The sequence below is a fragment of the Fusicatenibacter saccharivorans genome, from assembly GCF_027667425.1.
Lineage (GTDB): Bacteria > Bacillota > Clostridia > Lachnospirales > Lachnospiraceae > Fusicatenibacter > Fusicatenibacter saccharivorans.
Genome location: NZ_JAQEGR010000006.1, coordinates 117119 through 140424, shown reverse-complemented (window position 1 = coordinate 140424; position 23306 = coordinate 117119). Strand labels below are relative to the sequence as shown.

Below are 23306 nucleotides of genomic sequence, written 5' to 3'. Positions count from 1 at the left end.
TAGCAGGCATTCGTTCCGGCCTGCCCGCACATGCAATTTCTGCTATGCTTTTTCTGCCTGCGAATGTTTCTTATTTTTCTTTATTCTGATTGGAGCTGCAGCAACAGCAACAACACATCTCCATCATTCTGTTCTCCTGCATTCGTCTGTTGTCTGTTTTTTTCATTTGCTGTTCTCCTTTCCTACTAAGTCGATATGTTTAATGCGTTTCTCGATTACATGGCATATTATAATGCATATTTTTTCTATGTGCAACCCCTAAAACGCCTTTTGGTAATTGTTATTTCGATGAATCGATTATAGGTTTTTCCTATTGGTTAGTCATACCAAAAAGATATTACTTATCACACCTGTAGGCTGATTTTGCTTTTTCCCGGCCAACCGCCGCAACTTTTGCAATGTGCTCAACAATTCTTGCCATGGCTTTTTTCTTAAGAAACGATACAATAAAAAGCAAAGAACACCACTTGCAAAATACAATGTACTCTCGGAATCTTTCTGTGCTTGTTTTTGTGAGATGATTTTTTGTCAGTTGTGCCCAAATTTCTGAGGCATACGCGGTGCGTACGTTGATGAAATTCGGGTGCAGCTGGCGGAAAATCAGCCGCAAAGGCAAGTGCAGAAAGATTCCGAGAGTACATTACAAAATAAAGGAGAGTTTTTCTTATGGAAATGACATTTCGCTGGTATGGTTCCAAATTTGATACCGTTACCTTAGAGCAGATCCGCCAGATTCCGGGCGTAACCGGAGTCATCACAACCCTGTACGACACTACCCCGGGCGAGGTGTGGACACGCGAAGCGATTCACGCGTTAAAAGAAGAGGTTGAGGCCTCTGGACTTCACATCTCCGGCATCGAGAGCGTCAACATCCACGACGCCATCAAAATCGGCAGCCCGGACCGTGAGCAGTACATCGATAATTATATTGAAACGTTAAAGCACCTCGGCAAGGAAGACATTCACCTTGTCTGCTATAACTTCATGCCGGTCTTCGACTGGACCAGAACAGAACTCGCACGCGTCCGTCCGGACGGCTCAACCGTACTTGCCTACAAACAGTCCGCCGTAGACGCACTTGTTCCGGAAAAAATGTTTGAATCTATCGCAGGTGATGCAAACGGCGCAATTCTTCCTGGCTGGGAGCCGGAGCGCATGGCAAAAGTGAAAGAGCTCTTTGACGCTTACCGCGATGTGGATGATGAGAAACTGTTTGCCAACCTCAAATACTTCCTCGAACGCATCATGCCGGTCTGCAACGAGTACGACATTAGAATGGCCATTCACCCGGACGACCCGGCATGGAGTGTCTTCGGTCTTCCGAGAATCATCATTAATAAAGAAAACATTCTGCGCATGATGAAGATGGTCGATGACCCGCACAACGGCGTGACCTTCTGCTCAGGTTCCTACGGAACAAACCTGGAGAACGATCTGCCGGATATGATCCGTTCCTTAAAGGGCCGCATCCACTTCGCTCACGTCCGCAATCTGAAATTCCACAGCCAGCAGGATTTCGAAGAGGCCGCACACCTTTCCTCTGACGGCAGCTTCGATATGTATGAGATCATGAAAGCGCTGTACGACATCGGCTTCGACGGCCCGATCCGCCCGGACCACGGACGTATGATCTGGGGCGAGAAGGCAATGCCGGGCTATGGACTGTATGACCGCGCACTCGGCGCGACTTATTTAAACGGACTCTGGGAAGCTATTGACAAGAGTCACAAACGTGGAATTTAAAGGAGGTTTTTACTGATGTCTCTTAACTTAACAGCTGCCGGACTGGCAGATCAAAAAGCGTGGGAAGCCGCAGGCTATGCGCTTCCATCCTATGACCGCGAAGCAATGATCACCCGCACGAAAGAATCTCCGTGCTGGGTGCATTTCGGAGCCGGAAATATTTTCCGTGCCTTCCAGGCAAATACAGCACAGGAACTGCTGAACAACGGTACCTTTGACCGCGGTGTCATCGTTGCGGAGGGCTTCGATACAGAAATCATCCGTGATATGTACCAGCCGCACGATAATTTAAGCATTCTGGTGACCTTAAAAGCCGATGGTTCTGTCGAGAAAACCGTTGTTGGAAGCATCGCAGAATCGCTGGCTGCCGATACGGCGGATTCTCCGGATTTTGCCCGGTTAAAAGAAATCTTTACCAAGGATTCCCTGCAGATGGCGACGTTTACGATCACCGAAAAGGGATATTCTCTGAAAAACGGTGCGGGCGAACTGCTGCCGTCTGTTGCTGCCGATTTTGCTGCCGGACCTTCTTCCGTTACCAGCTATATGGGAAAAGTTGCTTCTCTTTTATATGAAAGATTTCTTGCAGGCGAAAAACCGTTTGCGATGGTCAGCACCGACAACTGCTCCCACAATGGCGAAAAACTTTCCCTTGCCCTGACAGCCTACGCTTCTGCATGGGAAGAAAACAAGCTGGTACAGCCAGGCTTCCTCTCCTATCTGCAGAACCCGGAAAAAGTCAGCTTCCCGTGGACCATGATCGACAAGATCACCCCGCGGCCGGATGGTTCCATCGAAAAGATACTCGAGGAGAACGGCCTCGCTGATGCACAGTCGATCGTCACCTCCCGCCACACCTACGTTGCTCCGTTCGTCAATGCAGAGGAATGCCAGTACCTCGTAGTCGAAGATCATTTTCCGAACGGACGGCCGCCGATGGAAAAGAGCGGATGGATCTTTACCGACCGGGAAACTGTCAACAAAACAGAGCGCATGAAGGTCTGCACCTGCCTGAACCCGCTGCACACCGCACTCGCTGTGTTCGGCTGCCTGCTGGACTACGAACTGATCAGTGAGGAGATGAAAAATCCGGTACTGAAAAAGCTCGTGGAGCGCATCGGATATATCGAAGGACTTCCGGTTGTCACCGATCCTGGTATTCTCTCTCCGAAGCAGTTTATCGATGAAGTGCTGAACATCCGCATCCCGAATCCGTTTATGCCGGATACGCCGCAGCGAATTGCAACCGATACGTCACAGAAGCTGTCGATCCGGTTCGGTGAGACGATCAAATCGTATCTTGCTTCTCCGGAGCTGTCACTCTCGGATCTTCAGGCAATTCCGGCTGTATTTGCGGGATGGCTGCGGTATCTGATGGGCGTGGATGACAACGGTGATGCATTTGATCTGAGCCCGGATCCGCTGCTTGCCACGGTCCGCCCGTATGTGCAGGATCTGAAACTCGGCGCACCGGCTGACCGCGAGACCCTTTCCAAAACTCTGGCTCCGCTGCTCTCCGATGCTTCGATTTTCGGTGTGGATCTAATTTTCGCCGGACTTTCTGACCGTGTGCTGAATGCTTTTGTCTCGATGCTTCAGGGACCTGGCGCTGTGGCAGATACGCTTGCTGCGCTGACTGCTCAATTCTAAAAGGGAGGTATTTCCATATGAAACCTTTTATGGACGCTGACTTTCTGCTGCAGACCGATACGGCGAAAACACTGTACCACGAGGCAGCTGAAAAAATGCCCATTTTTGACTATCACAACCATCTGAATCCGCAGGAGATTCTCGAAGACCGCCAGATGGAGAATCTGACACGCGTCTGGCTCGGCGGGGATCATTATAAATGGCGTGCCATGCGTGCGATGGGCTTTTCGGAGGATCTGATCACCGGAAACGCCGATGATTACGACAAATATCTGGCGTTTGCCGAGACGATTGAGAACGCGATCGGCAATCCTTTATACCACTGGACACATCTGGAGCTGCAGCGGTACTTCGGCATCACGACACCGCTCTCCCGCGCAACAGCGAAGGAGCTCTGGGATGAGGCGAATGCAAAACTGCAGACGAAGGAGTTTACCGTGCGCAATCTGATTCTGAACCAGCATGTGTCGCATCTGTGCACCACCGACGATCCTGCAGATGATCTGCACTGCCATCTGGCATTACAGAAGGAAGACTTTGCCTGCCGCGTTCTGCCGTCCTTCCGCCCGGACCGCGCCGTTCATCTCGAGAAGCCTGATTTCCCGGAATATGTGGAAAAGCTTGCCGCTGCCGCCAGCAGGACGATTGCATCCGCGGAGGATATGGTGCATGCCCTCTCCTGCCGCCTCGACTTCTTCCTCTCCGCCGGCTGCGTTGTCAGCGACCACAGCCTTGAGGGCTGCTTCTATGTGCCATGCACGGCTGCTGAGGCGAATGATGTATTTGAAAAGCGCATAAACGGCGGTGTTCTCACCGAAAAAGAGCTCGGCATGTACAAGGGTTTCCTTCTGACGAACCTCGGACGGCTGTATCATAAGCACAATATCGCCATGCAGCTTCATATCAAAGCACTCCGTAACAACTCGAAGCGGATGTTCCGTGCGCTCGGTGCCGATACCGGCTTTGACAGCATGAACGATTTCGCCTTTGCCCCGATGCTCGGTGCTTTCTTAAACGATATGGACGAGGATGACGCACTGCCGAAAACCGTGCTCTACTCCCTGAACCCGGGCGACAACCCGATGCTTGCAAGCATGGCCGGAAACTTTGCTGCGCCTGGCATCCGCTCAAAAGTGCAGTTCGGTACCGCATGGTGGTTCAACGATCACAAATACGGCATGGAATCCCAGCTTGCGACGCTTTCCAGCATCGGCATGCTCTCCACCTTCATTGGCATGCTGACCGACTCCCGCAGCTTCCTCTCCTTCCCGCGCCACGAATATTTCCGCCGGATTCTCTGCAATCAAATCGGAAACTGGGTGGAAAACGGGGAGTACCCGGCGAACCTGGAGTTTCTGAAAGAGATGGTGGAAAATATCAGCTACAACAATGCGGTTTCGTATTTCCTGTGATTTTCGCATGCCTTATTGACAATTATTCCCACATACCGTACAATAAAAGGGATTACTGATCAACGAAAGGATTACAGAAACATGGACGACTCAGGCAGTATGCCTCGACGATGCTTTATTTTCATCATTTGATAAACGGAGACATAATCTATCTTTGATTCCGCCAGATTCAAGATAGGTTATGTCTTTTTGTACATTTTTTGCATCGTGTCCCGGTTTCCTAAGAAAGGAAAAACAAATGAACAGCGACATTGTGTCACTCATCATCATTCTTATCTGCGTCATGCTCTCAGCCTACTTTTCGGCGACGGAGACTTCCTTCACCTCGCTGAACCGCATCCGCATGAAAAATATGGCAGAAAAAGGCGACAAGCGGGCGGAACTGGTGTTAAAGTTGCTGGAGAACTTTGACAAGCTGCTCTCCACGATTCTCGTCGGCAACAACATCGTCAACATCGGACTCAGCTCCCTTGCCACGGTGCTTTTTATCAAGCTTCTCGGCGGCGACTCCGGTGCGACGGTTTCCACGATCGTAACCACTATCGTGGTCCTGATCTTCGGCGAAGTTTCCCCGAAAAGCATTGCAAAAGAATCTCCGGAGACGATCGCCAAATTTTCCGCACCGTTTCTCCACATTCTGATGATCGTGCTGACCCCGGTGACGTTTTTCTTTTCCCAGTGGAAGAAGCTGCTCTCCCGCATCTTCAAATCCTCGGAAAACCACGGCATCACCGATGAGGAACTGATGACCATCGTCGAGGAGGCGACCCAGGAGGGCGACATCGACGACCAGGAAGGCGATCTGATTCAGAATGCAATCGGCTTCATGGAGATGGAGGCCGCAGAGATCTTTACTCCGCGTGTCAACGTCATCGGCATTCCGCTCGATGCGACGAAATCCGAGATCGCTAAGACTTTCTCCGACACCGGATTTTCCCGGCTGCCGGTGTATGATGATGATATCGACCACATTGTGGGAATTGTGTATCAGAAGGATTTCCACAACCACATTTACCACACCAACAAACCGCTAAGCAGCATCATCCGCCCGGCGCTCTTTGTAACCGAGAATACGAAGGTCGGCCCGCTGCTGAAAAAAATGCAGGCGAAGAAATCGCATATTGCCATTATCATTGATGAATTCGGCGGCACCGACGGTATCATCACCATGGAAGATATCCTCGAAGAGCTCGTCGGCGAAATCTGGGATGAGCATGATGCGGTTGTACAGGAAATCCAGAAAGTTTCCGAAAACGAATACCTCGTGACCGGAACGGCAAGCATCGACAAGGTGTATGAAGAGCTCGATATTGACAAAGAATTTGACGTCTTTACGGTCAGCGGATGGATCATGGGGATCCTCGAGCGCGTGCCAAAGGAAGGCGATCATTTCGTCTCGGATGGCCTCGACGTAACCGTACTGAAAATGGCAGACCGGAGAGTCGACAAGGTACGGATCGTGCGGCTGCCGAAGGATGAAAATGAACAGTAAGTAATTGATACGATTTACACGCAAAAAACGGATCGAACATCTGATTTTAAAGTCAGATACTCGATCCGTTTTTTTGTATCCTCTATTCTTCTTTCAGACCGTCCGCAAGTCCATACACATCATTTTCCCGTCCTTTGCAGCCCTCCCATACAATCGGTTCTGCAAAGGTAAGTTTCAGAATGGTATCAATGCTGTCGCGCTCCGGAATCGGGACGGAGATCGAAAAGGTTCCGTTTTCTTCCGTCAGTTCTGCTTTTCCGCCGGAAATCACTTCCCATTTTTCCATTGTATTCCCCGGAATTTCAAACGTGATCTGATCTTTTTCCCATTCCAGAATATGCACATAAACAATATTGTCGCGGTACGTCGTTCCGCCCCAGCGGTCCGCAATCACAGGGCCGCCGCGCAGGCCGTACAGCGTTTCGCCGTATTTCGAAAGCCATTCTCCGGCCTGGCGCAGGCGTTCTACCTGCTCCTCATCCATTTTTCCCGTTCCGTCCGGGCCGATATTCAGCAGATAATTGCCGTCCCGCACAGCGATTGAAACCAGATTCTGAATCAGCTGGCGCAGCGGCAGCACTGGTCTGCCCGGGATATAGCCCCAGGAATCCGCAATACAGTCGTTGCTGTCCCACGGCTTGTCCGTCCGCATCCCGTCGATTCTGCGTTCCCGCACATGGAAATCGCCTTCCCAGCCGCCGCGGTTATTGATCATAATATCCGGCTGCAGCTGTCGAATTTCATTTATCAGTTTCTCCGACTCCCAGAAATAATTGACCCTCATATATTCACTGGTCTGCCAGTCATCTTTCCTGTACCAGCCTCTTTCTCCATTCCAGTCCATTCCTCCAAGTGCAAGCCACTCACCGTCGAACCAGAGCAGATCAATCTTTCCATAATTACTCATCAGCTCCATCAGCTGATCATGGCACTGTTTTTTCAGTGCCTCTGCACTCTCCCAGTAAAGATCCGGCATGAAATATCCTGGAAAGCGCCAGTCGAGAGGAGAATAATAAAAGCCAACTTTCATTCCTTCTTTCCGGCACGCCTCCACATATTCTTTAACAAAATCCCGATGTGCAGCTCCTTTCATTGCGGTAAAATCACTGCATTTCGAATCGAACAGGCAAAAGCCATCGTGGTGGCGTGTTGTCAGCACCATGTACTTCATCCCCGCTGCCTTTGCATTTTTGGCCCACTGTTCCGCATCAAAATTTTCTGCAAGAAAGTCATCCTTCAGTGTCTCATACTTCCGTACATCCAGATGCTCATTCATCAGCACCCATTCCCCTTTTCCGAGCATCGAATATACTCCCCAGTGAATAAACATGCCAAACTTCGCATCCCGGAACCATTTCATCTGTTCTTCCGACAGTTTTTCTACCTTTTCCGGTCTGTAATTTTTTCTTGCCGCCGGAAAGGATTTCATTTCTTCTATTGTTTTCATTTTTTCTCCAAACTCCGCATCTTTTCCCGGTAGTCATGATACAGTTCTTGATTTACCTTTTCCAATATAGCAATTAATTCTGAATCTGTCATCTCATTCCAGATCATCAGGTGAACGATACGAATGGGCTGAGAAAGAAGCATTTCTCTTACATTTTTCTCTTCTTTCAGACGCTGCGCGAAGATTCCTCCTGCTTTTTCTGTAATTTTACGATACAGCTCTTCAAAAATCTGTTCCCCAGCCTTCGTTTCCAGCAGACGCTCCGTTTTATCCCATCCCTGGATCTGTTTTGGTACTGGAAAAACCGGTGTTACTTCGATCTTCTGTGCTGCACGGATATCCTGTACTGAAAATCCAAGCTCAAGTCCATACATTCCCTGCGGTACCGTCCGCTCATCAACGCGTTCATCGTAGAGTTCAAACAGTTCACGTGAAATGGAAAATACAAACTCTTTTTCTTCTCCCGCCTCCAGTATGATTTTCTGAAAATCGCGAAGTTCCCTGGCTGGCCTTGCTTTCCATGCTCTTGGATTTTTCACATAGAGCTGAACGACCTGAGCCCCTTTTCTGTTGCCCGTATTTTTAATTTTTCCACGCAGAACTGTTTTCTCACAATCTGTGATTTTCTCCTGCTCCACGCTGCACTCCGTAATTTCAAATGTTGTATACGAAAGTCCGAATCCAAACGGAAACTGCACCGGAATTTTTTTCGTCTCGTATCCTCGGTAGCCCATAAACATACCCTCGCGGTACGTCACCTGCTCCGTCTGCTCTGCAAAATTTTCATCCGAGATAATCTGTTCCCGGAACGCTGGAACTGACACAGGCATATGTCCGGACGGATTCACCTCTCCGCTTATCACTTTCACAATCGCTCTTCCAATCCCCTGACCGCCGTAGAAGCATTCCAGAATCGCCTTTACTTCGTCGGCCCACGGCATGGCAACGGCTCCGCCGTTCATCACAACCGCAATTACATTCGAATTAACTGCAGCAATTTCTTTTAAAAGAGCCACCTGGTATTCCGGCAGTTCATACTGCACACGGTCATTTCCTTCTCCTTCAAAACCAAAATCCATAGCAAGGAAAAACAGAACCGCATCTGCATCCGCTGCTGTTTTCACCGCCTCATCCCGGAGTTTTTGCTGCTCCGCTTCACTTCCCGCATTGTTCCTGCGATATCCCATCGCAAACGGTGTATTATCTGCTCCGTTCCATTTTTCTGCACATTCCCAGGCGTCTTCTTTTCCTGCTCCTTCTACTTTTCCGGAGCCCTCCGCCTGAAACAGAGGTTCTCTCGCATATTCTCCAATAACCGCCAGCTTTCTGCCCTGCTGCAGCGGCAGAATATCCTCTTTATTTTTCAGCAGAACAATGGCTTCTTCTGCTGCTGCGCAGACCTTTTCATGATTTTCTTTTAAAATCAGCTCTCGTTCTTCCTCTGTCTTTTTCGTTTTCGGAATCTTCCACTTTCTCGCATTTCGTATGATGCATTCTGCCCGCTCACGGATCACGTGTTCGTCCAGTCTGCCCTGTTTCCACTGCTCCACCATATAAGCAGTGCTTTTTCCATCCGTTCCCGGCATTTCAAGATCCAGTCCTGCCTCTGCCGATTTCACCCGATCGTCCAGTCCGAACCAGTCCGTCATGACCAGTCCGTCAAATCCCCATTCTTTTCGAAGAATATCGAACAGCCAGCGGTTTTCTGCACAGTATGTTCCATTGATCTTCGAAAGGCTCGTCATGACCGCTGCCGGTTTTCCCTCACGGATTGCAATTTCAAATGCTTTTAAATACAGATCCCGCAGGACATCTTCCTCACAGATTACATTCAGATATTCCCGTTCGGTCTCCTGATTATTTGCAGCAAAGTGCTTGATACATGCGCCGACCTGCTGTGACTGCACGCCGCGGATATAGGCACCTCCCAGTCTTCCTGCAAGAAGCGGATCCTCGGAAAGATATTCCACATTTCTTCCGCAGAGGGGATTCCGTTCCAAATTAACCGCCGGTCCAAGCACCAGATCCACTCCGTACGCAGCCGCCTCTGATCCAATGATTGTTCCTACCTGCTCTGCTACATCCGGGTTCCAGGATGCCGCTACTGCTACTCCCGCCGGCAGACAGGTCGCCGGTTCACTTCGATTAATGCCAAGAGAATCCTTATCCTTTTTCTGATAGCGAAGCCCCATCGGTCCATCGCTCATTTCCAGGGATAGAATATCGTATTCCGGCAGTGCTTTTGTATTCATAAACTGATCGCCGCAGAGAAGCGAAATCAGTTTTTCTGTTTCCATCTCTTTTATTTTCATTTGCTTTCCCCCAATTTTTTCTCAGCCTTTTACAGCTCCAATAGAAATTCCTTTTACAAAATATTTCTGTACGAATGGGAATACGATCAGAATCGGAAGCAGTCCGACGATGGCGATTGCCATACGCACGGTCTCCTGCGGGATTCCCCCTCCTACGCTGGCCAGGTTGATATTACTGTTCGCATTTTTGGAAAGAAATTCGATGTTTTTAATCATATTATTCAAAAGCTGCTGAATGCTGAATTTGTTAGTATCTGTAATATAGTATAATCCATTCGTCCAGTCATTCCAATAACCAAGTCCGGCAAATAATCCGACCGTTGCAATGATCGGTTTACACATAGGAAGAACTACTTTGCGGAATACCTGAAACTCTGTTGCACCATCAATTTTGGCAGCCTCACTTAATGCCGCCGGTACATTTGACTGAATATACGTTCTTGTCAGAATCACATTAAAAGCACTCATCAGCAGACCCGGTATAATTAATGCCGGAATCGTATTTTTCATGTGCAGGTAGCGGGTATACATAATATAGGTCGGTACCAGTCCACCATTAAACAGCATCGTGAAAAACAGATAAAATGCAAGAAATGTTTTTCCAGGAAATTTCTCATGTGCCAGTACATACGCATACAAAAGTGTCATCATCACGCCAATCGTTGTTCCAATCGCGGTTACCAGAATGGTGATTCCATATGCATGGAAAACCTGTGCCCTCTCGTTCCAAATGTACCTGTATGCTTCCAGACTCAGTTCTTTTGGGAAGAAAGAATATCCATGCAGCACAATCTCATTGTTGCTTGTAAACGATGCAACCACCAGAAGCACCAGCGGAATCACCATAATCAGTGAAATCAATGCCAGAACTACCGTGATCATTCTCTGATAACGCCGTTCCTGTTTTCCTACCATAATTTTGTCCTCTTTTCTGTCAGAACAGTGCATTCTCACTGCTGTAACGTTTTGTAAGCCAGTTTGCAATCATGACAAGTGCAAATCCCATCAGCGACTGATATACACAGGCTGCCGATGACATACTGATGTCACCCAGCTCAATCAGTCCTCGATATACGTAAGTATCAATCGTGTTGGTTGCATTGATCAGCGCTCCCGAGTTCATTGGTACCTGATAAAACAGACCAAAATCAGAATAGAAAATTCTTCCGATGGACAGCAGTGTCATTGTGACTACTGTAGATTTCAGCAGCGGAAGGGTAATACATTTGATTTTATGCCATCTTGTTGCTCCGTCAATCTCAGCTGCCTCATACATTTCCTGGTCAATTCCAAGAATCGCTGCCAGATAAATAATGGATGAATATCCGGCTCCCTTCCAGCAGTTTACAAAAATCAGGATGAATGGCCAGTATTTTGACTCGGTGTAAAATGAGATATTTTCTTTTCCAAGAGAAGTCAGCAGTCCATTAACAAAGCCAGTACGTCCGCTTAAGAACGCATATACCAGATAGCTGACAATGATAATCGAAATCAAAGATGGAATCAGAACAGCAGACTGAAAAATTTTCACTTTTGTCTTGCTTCTTAATTCACTCAGTAAAATTGCAATCAGAATAGATACCGTCGTATTAACGACAATAAATGCAAAATTGTATAATAATGTGTTTCTTGTAATCAGTGCTGCATCCGGTGTTTTAAACAGATATTCAAAGTTGGAAAGCCCCGCCCAGTCACTGTGCAAAATTCCTTTTGCAAAATTCAAATGTTTAAAAGCAATGATGATACCGGTCATCGGCACATAGTTATTAATTAAAAGATATAAAAATCCCGGCGCTACCATTATATATAATGGAAATGCTCTTTTTATATTTTTCCATGTTTTCTTTTTTCCCATAGAAATCCCTCTTTTTCTGTCTCAAAAGCCAGGGCCGGCCGATTCTCATCGTCCGACCCTGTCTGCCTTGTTTATTTATTTGCAAGCCATTCGTCTACCTGTTTCTGCATATCTTCGATAATATTGTCGATACCTGCTGATTTCAGTTCTTCATTGAACTGCGGCAGTGTCGTACTTGGATCTGCATCGCCGTTTTCGATGATTGCTTTATATTTATCTGTTACGTTTGTAATTGCTGTAATTTCATTTTTTACATTTGTCGTGTCATAAATGAATCCATACAGCGGAGATTCCTGTGCAGTATCATTGTATTCCGTAAATTTCTCGTATACATTTTCCGGATCAGTTTCCCATGCATAGCCAACAGAACCATTACCACATAGCCACAGCTCGTTGCCCCAGCCTACCGAATCAGAAGTTACTCCATCTGGATAAGATGCAATTCCATCCGATACAACATAATCTTTGCCTTCAATTCCATATCGGAACAGATTCTGGAAGTCGGAGTCTGAGTACAGCAGATTCAGGACTGCAAGAGCTTTTTTCGGGTTCTCGCACTGTGCCGGAATTGCCCACTGGCAGAAGTTAACAGAGGAAGTACTGATAGTGCTTCTTCCAATCGGAATCGAAACGATTTCTTTACCGGAGTTCATTGTTTCCTGTGTTGCAGTTCCCGGATGCTGGCTTCCATAATAGCTGAACGCTGTATTAGCACGGAACAGATCCTGACGGGTTGTTGTATTCGTTGTAGAATCTGGCATAAAATAGCCTTTCTGGTTCCAGTCATATGCTTTTTCAGCCATCTCTTTGTACTTTTCTGTGTCATACGTATTAATAACGGTGATTCCATCGGATGCATCATCATCGATATCAACGCCGACACCTGAAGTTACAACATCAAACTCTCCTTTTACATAGTTCGCGAAACATCCATTGTTCAGATCCGACGGAATCATCGGATAAAGTTCCGGATGTACTTCCTGGCATTTTTTCAGTACTTCCTCGATATCATCAAAGTTTTTGATATCTTCCGCTTTATATCCAAGCTCTTCCAGAATGTCTGCTCGGCACATAAATCCTGCCTGGGATGCAAGGTCACGATACGTCGGCAGTCCATACAGATTACCGTCGAAATAGCATGCTTCAATATAACGCTCCATTGCACTGTATGCATCCGGTGCATACGTCTCTATCAGATCATTGATTGGATAGAGCTGTCCTCTCTGTCCATCTTCACGAATATTGGACATCAGAAATACCATATCCAGTTTTTCACCGCTCGAAAGCATCAGGTTCGTCTGGTCGTTATAAGCACCCCATTCAATAATCTGAAGTTTTACTTTTGCATCTACCTTTTCTCCGATGATCTCATTCATTTCATCCTCTACGGCCTGCATATCTGCCGGTGATGCATTAGATCCTGGCCATACCATCAGAAGTTCTTCTGTTTTTCCATCCTTCAGATCGGATGTACTATCTCCTGCTTCACTTTGGTTCGATGCTGTTGTCTGCGCAGAATCTGCCTTTGTGCTGTCCGAACTCTTGCTGTCCCCACATCCTGCAAGAAGTGATGCGGTCATTGCCGCCATCAAAACTGCTGCTGCCATTTTCTTTCTCATTTGTGTTACCTCCCGTGTTTTTTGATGGTTTTATCTTACCGCACTTCCACTTCTCTCTCAATTTCAATCCCGACCCGTTTTATAACAAAAACGACTTATCCTTTTGCTTTTGCCGCACGATATTCCAATGGTGTACGTTCGGTCTGTTTTTTAAATATTTTAGAAAAATAGGCCGGAGAATCATAGCCTGTACGAATACTGATTTCAGAAATCGACAGCGTCGTCTCCCGCAGCATTTTCTTTGCCATCAAAATTCGATAATGCTGTACATACTCCATCAGTGTATATCCTGTCTGTTTCTTAAACTCCCGGTTGATATGATCCTGGTTCAGATGCACCAATTCTTCAATCTTCTTTCGTGTAATCACTTCACTGTAATGGCTTTCCAGATACTTTTTAATCGTATTGACCGCATCTGCTATCTCCGGATCTGCTTCCGGTTTGTTTTTTGTTTTATACTCCTCCAGCTTTTCCACTGCTGAAGCAATTGTTTCTTCCAGTTCATCAAATGCAATCGGTTTCAGTAAATACCGGTAAACCCCAAGGGAAATTGCACTTCTCGCATAATTAAAATCCGGGTACCCAGTCAGAATAATATTGATAATTTCAGGATACATATCCTGAATCCATTGAATCAGACTCAGACCATTCTCTTTTGGCATTTCAATATCGCAGATCACAAGATCAATTTTGGAACTACTGATAATGTCCCGTGCAAGATCCGTATTGTAGGCCGTAAAAACCTTTTGAATTCCCTTCTTTTTCCAGTCAATTGCCTTCTCCATAATATGCAGCATGGCAATTTCATCATCTACCAGCAGCAGATTCATTTTTGCTCCCTTCTTTCTACTGTTTTTCTATTCTCGGCAGTAAAATGCGAATTTCACTATATCCCGGCTGACTTGTAATTTTTAATTCATACGCCTCCCCATAAAATTCACGGATACGTTCCTTCACATTCTGTATTCCGATATGTTCTCCTTCTTCTTCAATTGACTCATTCCGATTAATTTTATCAAGAATTTCTTTCTTAAATCCTAAACCATTATCTTCGATCAGAATCAGCAGATCATGCTCGCCTTCTCTTTTTACTGTCAGCTCGATTTCCAGATGCGGAACCAGCATAATATTATGTTTTACACTGTTTCCAACAAAAGTCTGAATCACCAGTGGAAGAATCATTTCATCCTCCATTTCCGGTTCTACGTTTACCTGAATTTCCAGCATATCTTTATAACGGCAGTGCTGAATTTCAACATAGCTTATCAGACATCGAAGTTCTTCTTTCAATGGTACAAAGGTTCCTTTCTGCCCCATCAGATAACGGAAATATGCAGCTGATACCCGGCAGAGTTTCTGAATTTCTTCAAAATCCTGAATCTGTGCCATTCCATGAATCAGATTTAAAATATTGGTATAAAAATGCGGCTGAATCTGCACCTGCAGGAAACGGCTTCGCGCCCTCTGCCGCTCCAGCTCTTTTTCATAAACATCAATTCTTAAAATCTGAATCTGATCTGCCATATGATTAAAGGTCTGATAGAGCTGTCCGATCTGAGATACATTTTCCCGCTCCGGCAGACGTACGTCCAAATCCCCGGTACTGTACTGCTCCATGGCTCTTCGAAGCTGTTCTAATGGCGCAAAGACTGTTTTTCCCTGCAGACCAATTGCCATCAGAATGCTGGCAATTGCAAGCATCATGACTCCCATTAGCAGAAGCGTTCCGAACGTTCCTCCCGGGTCCAGCATTCCTTCATCCATACTGACATAAATCTGTGCATTTGTATATTTCAGTGGATAAACACAAGTTGTACTAATTCCGCTTTTTCTTGTCCCCTGGTGTATTTTTACTTCTCCTGTCTCATTATCCCGCACTTCTACGCAAAGATCTTTTCGTTCTCCGACAAAACCAGATACAATTCTTTCCAAAGAAAATGCAGCTCCAATGTATCCATTTTCAGCCGAATAAATACGCGCCAGGTACTGATGTCCATCAAATTCCATAAAAATCCAGTTTTTCTCTGGTTCCTGATATTGGTTCGCGATATAAGAAATGATTTTCTCTTTAAACGCTCTCTGATAGGCATAAGTTGTCCCTTCCTCTGTGCTTACAAAATAAATATTTCGTTCCGGCACATAGACAAACAGCATCATTTCCCTTCCATACCGTTCTCCCATTTCGATCATGATTTTCTGCTGCTGTACTTTAGCAGTTTCCACCGTTAGCGGATCTTTCGAAATACACAGCTGCTGATAATATGGTGTTGAATCCGTTCCGCTCATCAGCAGAAGCGCTTTTGAAGTTGATGCAAATTTATCCTCCCAGAACTGGCCGTAGCTCTCTATCGTATTAGAAAATAGCCTCTCCGTCTTTCTTCTGTCTCTCTGAATCAGAAAAATACTTACAAGCTCAATAATGAGGACAGCTAAAATCATAACTGTCCCCATGATCCAGAGTGACTTGTAAATAACTGACTTGTCCTCTGTTTTTTTCATTTTCTTTTCCTCATGCAATCTTCTTTAACAAATCACCAGTTCACCATCAAACGCCTGCAGCGTGCAGGTATCTTCCATCTTTTTCTCCTGCAGCACCCCATATCCATTCTCTGGAAGCTCTATTTTCTGCTCCTTTCCCGTCAGATTCACATAAAAATACTGGTTTTCCGCTATTTTTCTTCCAATTACTCCCTGCGGTGTAACCACGGACTGCATACTTTTTTCCCTGCAGCATTCATCAAGAACCTCGCCTAAAAGTTCCGGCTCTGTTTCACAAAACAAATAATACGCCGCTCCTTTTCCATACCGATTTCTGGTTATAGCTGGAATCTGATGTGTCTCCTCACGCTGCAGGACTTCTGCATCTGTTGCTTCGATCTGCTCATAATAATCCACATCAATCCATTTTTCTCTCACTTTCAGAAGTTCTCTTCCGTTTGCCGGATTTCTGCGAAGCTTCTGCTCTTCTTTTTCAGAAACTTCCATACCTGCGGTTCTCTGATATCCAACAATTTCTATTCCAAATACATCAGTCAGGTTTCCTGGTCTCGACGTGTCAAATACCTGACCGGTTTCTTTTACCCATGCAGAATACCCTGTCATAATTGCCGTACCGCCATTTTTTACAAATTCCCGCACCGTGTTTTCCTGCTCGTGATCCATTACAATTTCACCCGGAATAATCAGAATCTGATATTGTTCTGTCATTTGATGCAAATCTACAACATTATAATCCAGGTTTCTCTCTTCCAGAATCCGATGCGCGATGGCAAGGTTGTTGCTGTATGGCATTCGATACTGCATTTTTGCATACGCAGCCATAAGCTCACTGTCATAACTGTAAGAAACAGCAATCTCTGGCTGCGGCAGATATGGAAATCCGTATTTTTCCAGCTTCCGAAAATCCGATGCAATCCACTGGTATTCCCGATAATTTTCATTCGGTCTTCCATCATGATTCAGCATACCGGTCAGATATTGTTCTTCGCCATTCAGCATGCTTCGCCAGGTCCATCCCAGCATCATCTGCATCCGATGCAGCAGACACCAGAACGCATACATTCTGTTCATCCCCATTGCCGCATGATGAATCCCGAAACCACCTGTCACAAATTCAATGCACCACATTGGTTTTCCAGTTTCAGCAATCCGTTTCATGTACCAGGAACCCGTTTTCCAGAATCCCATACTCTCCCTGTTTCCATAGCCAGGATAAAAACCGATGCCAGGATAGTCAACAAATCCAGATGCTGCCTTCAAATAATCAAATCCAAGCGTCTCATATTCTGCAAAATGGTTCGATGTATGAGCCTTTCCCGGCGCATTTTGTTCTACCGTTTCTGCCAGTTCCGTAATAAAATCTGCGATACCATCGGAAAAGAAGCGCCGCATATCCAGCCATGCCTCCGGTGCCCCGATTTCGTATTCATTTACCTGCATTGCAACGTCTTCGAAAGATGAAAGCTTTCGGCTCCAGCGCTGGGTTGCCCAGGCATGATTTAGTGCTTTTATTGTTTTATATTTCTTTTCCAGCCATTTCTGAAATCTCTTCTTCGACGCTTCAGAATAGGATGGATAGCCTGCTCCCAGCTCATTGCACAGTCCAAACGCAAACAGCGCCGGATGATTTTTATAACGGGAAACGATTTTTTCAGCAAACCGCAGTGCATACTTCTGATACTCTGGATCAGAAACATCGTCCATATATCGGCGCAGCGGTGCCTGTGGAGCTCCATTTTTTCCTCCTACATTGCATCCCGGGCAAAGTTTATGAACCCAGATCGGTGCCGGATGCATCGACACATCCAGTATTACATTCAATTTGTATTTTACGCATAACTCCATAACCTGATCAAACCATTCGAAGGTATAAACGCCATCCTCCGGCTCATAGCTGTCCCAGCACAGATGTCCCAGCCGTACCGTATCAAATCCAGCCTCTTTCATCAATTGAAAATCCTTTTCCCACCGCTCCTTCGGCCAATCATGCGGATGATAATTTGTCCCGATATATAAACTCATTTTATTCACTCCGTTTCTGTTTTTTCTTACCTCCATTTTGCAGCAAAATCATTAAAATTCCTATGACAATTACGACGTAAAATATAATTTTATCGAGTTTTTCCTGTTTTTCCATTTTTTCTTAGTCAATTATATTCTAAAGTTGTCTATTTTTCCACTCTTTCTCTGCTTTTTCTTTTTCGAATGCCCAACATCTTACTATGCTGGACAAATCTATTATAAAAGCAGAATTATCTTTATGAGGATTTGTTTTCCGCTAAAATAGGATAACAGCAAAAAAATCCACAGAGCCCTTATCCCCCTGTGGATTTTTCTATTTCTATTCTATTTTCTTCTCCACCCGGTACTTCTTCGGCGATATTCCATAGCGCTCTTTAAAAATCCGATGAAAATAACTCATGTTCTCATACCCGACCCGCTCGCCGATGTCTGCCACGGAAAGTCCTGTCGTTTCCAGCAGATACGCGGCCTGGGTGAGGCGTTTGTTCTGGACAAGTTCAGTGTAGTTTTTCCCGGTCAGGCGGCGGATCATGCGGCTTAAGGTGTAAAAATCGTAGTGCAGTTCTTCCGCCAGTTCCGAAAGACTGCCCTCCCGGTAATGTTCCTCGATATAGCGGTATACGCCGAGCAGCATCTCCTGTTCAAAATACTGCTCTCCCACCTGCACGCGTTCGGTGTAGTTCATGAGTTGCAGGAATAAAAGGCCCATCGTAATCTGATTGATGCTCCGCTTATTGCTCTGGTGATGTAAGAGCGTCCAGACGAGATTTTCGATCAGATTCTGCACCGGAAGGACATCCGCGATTCTGTAATGCAGATAACAGAGCGGTACCTCCCCGCTTTTCAGACAGCCGACGATAAAATCCTTTAACTGATTCTCCTCTGCCCCGATCATTCGCAGCGTCTGGTCAAAAAACTCCGGCAGAATCAGAAAGTTGACCGCGATATCGTCACGCCCTGCCGGTTCAATTTCCTGCACTGCATTCTGATTCAGAATCAGCAGCTCACCCGTTTTCAGCTCGATCCGGTCCCCGTTGATGGTGTGCACGGTGCTTCCCTGGCACATGTAGATCATCTCGACATAATTGTGGCTGTGCGCCGGAAAACGAATAAACCGCGTGTGCGGCCGAATATCAATCAATTTTCCCCGCTTCAGCAGCTTTCCCGCATCCATTACAAACTTCTGTCCGCTCGAATACCGCTCCTTTTCCACTTCCGTCTTGCCGTCCAGAATTGCCTGTTCCTCCTCGGTGATCCTGGACAGGTCTGCTATAATTTCCTGTTTCACGATGATTCCTCACATTTTTTCGTTTTTTCTGTCTTCTATTATATTCCATTCTGATACAGATAAGCAATGCACTTTTTATCCCCTGCCATGAAAAAAGACTCCGATGGATTTTCACTCCATCAGAGCCTTGTCACTCTTTTTTCTTATTCTTTTACAGCTCCCAGCATAATACCGTTGATAAAGTATTTCTGCAGGAACGGATATACCACCAGCATTGGGATCATCGCGATGAATACCTTTGCCGCATCCAAAGACTGATTGGACAGCTTGTCCATTTTTTCGATCTGATCCATCGAAAGATTTGTCGTCTGGATATTAACGACCATCTGCTTAATATAAGTCTGTAACGGATAATGCTGCTCGCCACTTGAAAGTACCAGCCCCTGAAAATATTCATTCCAGTAACCGACACTGGTAAAGAGAATTAGCGTCGCAAAAATCGGAATTGCACACGGAACAACAATACGGAACAAAACTGTCCAGACACCGGCACCGTCAATTTCTGCTGCTTCCATCAGTTCTTTTGGCAGGCTTCGATAAAAGTTAATCAACAAAATCAGATTAAAAACCGGAAGGCCTCCACAGAGAATCAGACCGATCATACTGTCGATCATACCGTAATTTACCATCGTAATATACCATGGAATCGTTCCACCGTTGAACAGCATGCAAAAAATAACGATCCACATAATCACATTTTTCGGATGATACTCATTTGCTGATTTAGACAACGGATAGGCAAAGATAGCAAGCACTACAATGGTAAAGACTGTTCCAAAAATCGTCCGCTCTGCAGAAATCAGGAAGGAACGAAAAAATTGCGTGTCTCCCATGATCTGCTGATAGGAAGCCAGGGAGAATCCAACCGGATAAAAACTTACCTTGCCCGAATTTGCCGCGGCCTTGTCGGAAACAGAAAGACAGAGTGTATACCACAGGGGATACAGACAGCTTAAGGAGAGCAGACTCATTAAAATGATGTTAAACACATTAAATATTTTACTTCCAAGACTTTTGCTTTGAATCATGATTTTGTCCCTCCTTAGAAAATCTTATAGTCTGCGGCTTTATATGCAATGATGTAGGAAATGACAATCAGGGTAAAGCTGATGACCGACTTAAACAGGCCTGCTGCTGTTGCCAGCGAGAACTGTACATTTAAAAGACCCATGCGGTAAACCCATGTATCAAGGATATCTCCTGTGGAGTAAACCAACGGACTGTACAGGTTGAATATCTGATCGAAGCCTGCGTTTAGTACATTTCCAAGTCCGAGAATACTTAATACAACGATCGTACTTGCAATACCTGGAATAGTGATATTCCATACCGCTTTCCAACGACTGCAGCCGTCAATTGCCGCTGCCTCATAGAGTTCCGGGCTGATCCCGGTGAGAGCTGCTAAATAAATAACGGCATTAAATCCAAACTCTTTCCATACATCCGAACCGATGACTAACTGGCGAAAGCAGCTCTCCTCTGAGAACCATATCTTTCCCCGGATTCCAAATACACCAAGGATGGAATTGATAACACCTTTATAGCCGAACATTTCCAGCAGAACACTTGCCAGAATAACCCAGGAAAGAAAGTGCGGCAGATAAACAATTGTCTGTACTGCTTTTTTAAATTTCACCTGACGGATTTCATTTAATAAAAGTGCAAATGCCAGTGGCACAATAATATTTAGAATCAATTTGGCAACTGCGATAACCAGCGTATTAAAAATGACTCGTTTACAGTCACTCATGGAAAATAAATATGTAAAATTTTCCATTCCTACAAAGTCTGAATGCCACAGTCCGGACATCGGACTGTAATCCTCAAATGCAATGACAATTCCGAACATTGGAACAATATTAAAGAAGAACAGCCAGACCATTCCTATCAGAATCATAATATGATAGTTCCAGATGGTTCTGGAATTTCTTGTTTTTTTCAGAACTCCCTTTTTCTTTGACGCAGAAGCTGCTTTCATACAGATCCTCCCTCCTGTCATTTCCGTATTTTCCTTTTGTTTCCGATGGACAGAACGTATTCTGTGAAAAAGGGGAAAGCTGACTGCTCTCCCCTTTTCGCAAAGCAGGTGATCTTTCAGTATCTGAAAATCACATTGAAACGGTCTGCCTTTTTCCTGTTTTAGTATTCTTCTACTTCTTCCAGAATTGTATCGCCGCCTTCAGACTTCCAGTTCTTCACGAACTCATCGTATGCGCTGATATCCGATTTTCCGGTGATGACTTTCATAACCATCTCATTTTCCATGGACTGCAGGTTTGCCCATTTTTTCTCCATGGTAGCTGTCTGGCTGAAGATGCAGCTTCTGACTTTGTTGTTTACTTCTGTCGTAGCGTACGGACGGTCGCCGACCAGCAAAGAATACATTCTCTGGAAGTTACCGAAGTTTTCAGTGCTGAAATCTTCGATAGAGAGCTGTTTGTCTTTTTCGTATCCAGGAACGGTATCCTTAATAACCGAAACATCGTTTGCCAGCAGTTTGTATGCACTGGATACACCTGCATAATCTTCCGGCTTGGTTTCGCCGTTTAATACTTTGATCAGTTCATGATAAGTGTATTCACACTCATCAGCCGGAGCCATCAGTGTTCTGACTGGCCAGAAGCTGAGCGGCTGCTCGGAAACATCAAATTTGCTCTCATCTCTCAACAGAACGTTGGCCATGATGATAACTGCTTTGGCAACATCTTCGGAAACATTTTTGTTGATGACACAGTAACCTGTTGTTGCAGATCCAAGTCTTACATTCCATTCACCGTCATCGGTGTAGATCGGATAGGTCTGCCAGTTTGCATCCGGCTCGTTACGGTATGCATCACCGATTCCATAACCGGAAACCCACCATGCGCCGAAGAACATACCAACTTTTCCGGCATTGATCTGCTCGATTGTGGAATCTCTTGTTCCCATCTCAGGATCAATATAGCCTTTTGCGTACCAGTCCGCCAGACGCTCCAGTGTACTTCTGGTTGCATCGGAGTCGGTTCCATATGTTACGTTTCCGTCATCATCTTTCAGGAACAGTCCCGGATATGCGCCGTTTGCGGTAAATACTGCGTCAAATCCGCCTGTTGTTGTGCCGGTATCCAGAAAACTGGTATAGCATTTTGTATTTTTATCCGGACCAGCCAGCGGAATGGTATCTTCGCCTGCCGGTTTTTTCTCCGCAAATACTTTGGCAATATTTTCTACATCGTCCAGAGTTTTCGGTGCATCGAGACCATACTCATCGAGCCAGTCCTGACGAACGTTTAATACCTGAACGCTTCCTGTTTCTACCTCAACTGCCGGGATTGCATACTGTCTGCCGTCCACGCTCGCTTCTGCGATAGCCTGTCCATCGGTCGAATCCATAACTTCTTTTACCTGATCAGACTGTACTTTCTGGAACAGATCGGTCAGATCGTATAACTGACCTGCTTTTGCGGCTTTCAGCATATACTCTCTCGATACCGTCATCGCATCCGGAAGGGTATTGCTTGCGATACAGAGCGCTACTTTCTGTGTGTAATCATTTCCAGATGCTGCGGTCCAGTCTACAACGATTTTGATGTTGAAGTTTTCCAGAAGATAGTCGGTGTACTGGTTATTATCCACGCTTAGTCCGTCCGGCAGAGTATCGGTTGCGCTGACACCCTGTCCTACGTGTACCTCGACAACTTCCGGGAATTTTTTGAACGCCAGATCCTCTCCATCTTCCTCAGAAGAATTATCAGCCGTTCTGGAAGATGCTGTGCTCTCAGATGATGCTTTACTGTCCGATGTGCCTCCTGTGCTGCCGCCGCTGCTTCCACATCCGGCCAGCATGCCTGCGGTCATCGCTGCTGTGAGTAAGATTGCAACAAGTTTTTTCCTTTTCATGTGTTTTCCCCTTTCCTCGTTCGTCATTTTGTTTCTTTCGTTTTCTTGTAAGTCTATTTTATGATACATTTTGACGAATTAAAACAGC

The 23306-nt window shown here is 45.8% G+C and carries 16 protein-coding genes; 4 read left to right on the top strand and 12 right to left on the bottom strand.

Annotation, left to right across the window (positions count from 1 at the left end; genetic code table 11):
* The first annotated feature begins 666 nt into the window (after nt 1-666).
* From uxuA to PGS38_RS07395, 4 genes are all read left to right on the top strand, one after another.
* A complete protein-coding gene (gene uxuA, locus PGS38_RS07410; protein ID WP_119207803.1) occupies nt 667-1743 on the top strand; it encodes a mannonate dehydratase in 1077 nt (358 codons plus the stop codon).
* Between the two features lie 15 nt (nt 1744-1758).
* On the top strand, nt 1759-3393 hold the full coding sequence (locus PGS38_RS07405) for a mannitol dehydrogenase family protein (protein ID WP_117804133.1): 1635 nt from the start codon (nt 1759-1761) through the stop codon (nt 3391-3393).
* Between the two features lie 17 nt (nt 3394-3410).
* Nucleotides 3411-4805, top strand: a complete 1395-nt coding sequence (uxaC, locus tag PGS38_RS07400; RefSeq protein WP_119188523.1) for a glucuronate isomerase — start codon at nt 3411-3413, stop codon at nt 4803-4805.
* Between the two features lie 238 nt (nt 4806-5043).
* Nucleotides 5044-6297 (top strand): HlyC/CorC family transporter, encoded by a 1254-nt coding sequence (locus PGS38_RS07395; protein ID WP_117509487.1) that lies wholly within the window; start codon nt 5044-5046, stop codon nt 6295-6297.
* Between the two features lie 82 nt (nt 6298-6379).
* On the opposite strand, the gene PGS38_RS07390 is transcribed toward PGS38_RS07395, so the two are convergent.
* The 12 genes from PGS38_RS07390 to PGS38_RS07335 all read right to left on the bottom strand — a co-directional run bounded on the left by PGS38_RS07390 (nt 6380) and on the right by PGS38_RS07335 (nt 23218).
* Nucleotides 6380-7744: an alpha-L-fucosidase gene (locus PGS38_RS07390; protein ID WP_022462075.1), complete on the bottom strand. Its 1365-nt coding sequence runs from the start codon at nt 7742-7744 to the stop codon at nt 6380-6382.
* On the bottom strand, nt 7741-10056 hold the full coding sequence (locus tag PGS38_RS07385; RefSeq protein ID WP_119188524.1) for a beta-glucosidase family protein: 2316 nt from the start codon (nt 10054-10056) through the stop codon (nt 7741-7743). The genes PGS38_RS07390 and PGS38_RS07385 overlap by 4 nt, the downstream gene beginning before the upstream one ends.
* 21 nt (nt 10057-10077) lie before the next feature.
* Nucleotides 10078-10971, bottom strand: a complete 894-nt coding sequence (locus PGS38_RS07380; protein WP_022462073.1) for a carbohydrate ABC transporter permease — start codon at nt 10969-10971, stop codon at nt 10078-10080.
* A gap of 19 nt (nt 10972-10990) precedes the next feature.
* Nucleotides 10991-11911 (bottom strand): ABC transporter permease, encoded by a 921-nt coding sequence (locus tag PGS38_RS07375; RefSeq protein ID WP_022462072.1) that lies wholly within the window; start codon nt 11909-11911, stop codon nt 10991-10993.
* A gap of 71 nt (nt 11912-11982) precedes the next feature.
* The gene (locus PGS38_RS07370; RefSeq protein ID WP_118697457.1) at nt 11983-13530 is read right to left on the bottom strand and encodes an ABC transporter substrate-binding protein; all 1548 of its coding nucleotides are present in this window, start codon (nt 13528-13530) and stop codon (nt 11983-11985) included.
* A 95-nt stretch (nt 13531-13625) separates the two neighbouring features.
* Nucleotides 13626-14360: a response regulator transcription factor gene (locus PGS38_RS07365; protein WP_055218660.1), complete on the bottom strand. Its 735-nt coding sequence runs from the start codon at nt 14358-14360 to the stop codon at nt 13626-13628.
* Between the two features lie 16 nt (nt 14361-14376).
* Nucleotides 14377-16029, bottom strand: a complete 1653-nt coding sequence (locus PGS38_RS07360; protein WP_117509490.1) for a sensor histidine kinase — start codon at nt 16027-16029, stop codon at nt 14377-14379.
* A 24-nt stretch (nt 16030-16053) separates the two neighbouring features.
* Complete coding sequence (locus PGS38_RS07355) at nt 16054-18051, bottom strand: beta-galactosidase (protein ID WP_270476108.1); 1998 nt, start codon at nt 18049-18051, stop codon at nt 16054-16056.
* A gap of 319 nt (nt 18052-18370) precedes the next feature.
* Nucleotides 18371-19339: an AraC family transcriptional regulator gene (locus PGS38_RS07350; protein ID WP_119188527.1), complete on the bottom strand. Its 969-nt coding sequence runs from the start codon at nt 19337-19339 to the stop codon at nt 18371-18373.
* A 143-nt stretch (nt 19340-19482) separates the two neighbouring features.
* A complete protein-coding gene (locus PGS38_RS07345; protein WP_118697455.1) occupies nt 19483-20367 on the bottom strand; it encodes a carbohydrate ABC transporter permease in 885 nt (294 codons plus the stop codon).
* 14 nt (nt 20368-20381) lie between these two features.
* Nucleotides 20382-21317, bottom strand: coding sequence for an ABC transporter permease (locus tag PGS38_RS07340; protein ID WP_118697454.1), 936 nt, complete (start codon nt 21315-21317; stop codon nt 20382-20384).
* A 161-nt stretch (nt 21318-21478) separates the two neighbouring features.
* Nucleotides 21479-23218 carry a type 2 periplasmic-binding domain-containing protein gene (locus PGS38_RS07335; protein ID WP_270476106.1) on the bottom strand — a complete coding sequence of 580 codons (1740 nt, stop codon included), beginning with the start codon at nt 23216-23218 and terminating at the stop codon, nt 21479-21481.
* Between the last annotated feature and the right edge of the window lie 88 nt (nt 23219-23306).